The sequence below is a fragment of the Shewanella sp. 11B5 genome, assembly GCF_002836795.1.
Classification (GTDB): domain Bacteria; phylum Pseudomonadota; class Gammaproteobacteria; order Enterobacterales; family Shewanellaceae; genus Shewanella; species Shewanella frigidimarina.
Map to the genome: position 1 here is coordinate 1 of NZ_PJAP01000751.1, position 1,843 is coordinate 1,843.

3 protein-coding genes are annotated in these 1,843 nt (G+C 38.6%); 1 reads left to right on the top strand and 2 read right to left on the bottom strand.

Features of this window, described 5'->3' with window-relative positions; genetic code table 11:
* Together CXF78_RS16070 and CXF78_RS16075 are read right to left on the bottom strand one after the other, a co-directional pair.
* Nucleotides 1-905 (bottom strand): DEAD/DEAH box helicase (locus tag CXF78_RS16070; RefSeq protein ID WP_180957181.1); only part of this gene is annotated, 905 nt, incomplete at its 3' end.
* On the bottom strand, nt 902-1,408 hold the full coding sequence (locus CXF78_RS16075; RefSeq protein WP_102037347.1) for a hypothetical protein: 507 nt from the start codon (nt 1,406-1,408) through the stop codon (nt 902-904). The genes CXF78_RS16070 and CXF78_RS16075, both read right to left, overlap by 4 nt.
* Nucleotides 1,409-1,509: 101 nt before the next feature.
* Between CXF78_RS16075 and CXF78_RS16080 the strand changes: the two genes are divergently transcribed.
* Complete coding sequence (locus CXF78_RS16080; protein WP_102037348.1) at nt 1,510-1,746, top strand: helix-turn-helix domain-containing protein; 237 nt, start codon at nt 1,510-1,512, stop codon at nt 1,744-1,746.
* The last annotated feature ends 97 nt before the right edge of the window (nt 1,747-1,843 follow it).

Genomic DNA, 1,843 nt, shown 5'->3' on the forward strand with positions numbered 1-1,843 from the left:
ATGATGGTGCTAGAATTACTTTCTTTGTACGTAACTACAACAGCATCTTCTTTAAACCAAGATTTCATCAAAGAAGATATCATGTTTGCATGGCTAACAGACGATGCGACGATTAGCCCTGCTCCATCTGGGTTTACAAGCCTAATCTTCGATAGTTTTTTATGTGATGCAGTGATTATAAACTTGAGCACTGCCTCATTTTCAATGACCTGTTGGTACGAAACATTTGAGTTTGACAATAAATCGCTAAAGCTAGTAAATACCTGTGTGGCATTAGTATCGACAACCGAAATTTTCATATTATCCACAGCAACAATTTGAGGCACTCGACAAACTTTGTCACGAACAGCCTCAGCTAGACCATAGACATAATCACATGCGATTTGGCTGTCAGATTGAATATATTTTGACAGAACAATAGGTGCGGTGTCAGAGCGCCAAGGTGTGCCAGTTAGAGCTAAAGTAAATTTAGCTCTATCATGAATATTGAGTAAAATCTGCTCCCCCCACGAATTTGCATTTCCAAGGTTTGAGCCAGCACAGTGATGAATTTCATCGAAAATAACGAATATGCGGTTTGATTCGAATAGCTGCCAAAATTGGCCATCAAGAAACTGAAGACTCTGGTATGTTAACGACCGACCTTTTGCTCCCATAAGACCATCAAATCGTTCTCCTGCTTGTGTTTCTAAGCTTTCAGCGAAATCATGAGCAACAATTGATGAAGGAGAAAAGCATATGATTAAATCTATGAGCTTATTTTTTAAAAGGTAACTCGCTAACGCTGAAGCCATTAGAGTCTTCCCTGCACCTGGTGTAGCAAGCGTTAAAAAATGATTGTATCCATTAGAATAGTTGCTCAATGCTTGGTTAATACAGTGCTCTTGCCAAGGTCTAAGGTTCATGTTCTCTGCCTAATAATGTCTTCAATCGCTTTAATCTTGCCTAGCAGCTTCGTGTTGTTATCTCTTGCCATATGATATTTGGGTTGGATCTCGTCAACTAGTTCAGGCATATCTAAGTAAATATCTTTATAGGCCTCTGACTCTCCGATGCTTTGCAGTAACTCGGCTTTATAGCAAACCAACTTCTCTAATAATTTTTGATGATGACCATCTGTTTTAGTCGCCGCTATTGACTCGAAACTTATGGTTTTTACTTGAAGATTATTAGCATCGAAAAGATTTGTTTTACTAAAGCGAGTTTGGCCTTTAACTTTAGAGATACTCTTCTTCAACCACCCTTTTCTAACAAGCTTTAAGAGCTCGGAATAGATCATTCGCCTCACGTTGCTTGGATCAAGTTTGGGATCTTTTTTTAATGCTAGAAATGCAGACCTAACATCACTCGTAGTGAAATTGTCAAAATTTCCAGCTTCAATAACTTGAGCGACAACGGGATCTAACATTGCGACATGACCTAAAATAAACCCAATAATGGGTATTATAGGGCGTGGTGCTTTACACCTCAACATGAAAATCTAAACAATTTACCTGAAGGGAAAATAGGGTGAATGATTTAGTGACTGATTTTGGCAAAATGCTAAGATTAAAGCGTAAAAATGCAGGTTATTCTCAAGAAGACTTTGCTACATTGGCTGGTATTGAAAGAGGAAATTACGGGAAAATGGAACGTGGGCTTGTCAATGTCAAATTAGAAACGCTATATAAACTGGCAATCGCACTCGATTGCGAATTTGATGAAATTATGCCACCCAAGTGTAGTTACAAGGTGGAAGTAAATTAGAACGGAAGGTGTCAGCGATATTGCTTCATCTTCATGATGTAGGTCATGTTGTAGTGGCATATCCTGACTTACCTGAAACAAATAGAAAACGGGGGTT

Excerpts from the sequence above, each read along its gene's own strand:
- CXF78_RS16075 (WP_102037347.1), bottom strand. The coding sequence starts at position 1,408 with ATGTTAGATCCCGTTGTCGCTCAAGTTATTGAAGCTGGAAATTTTGAC.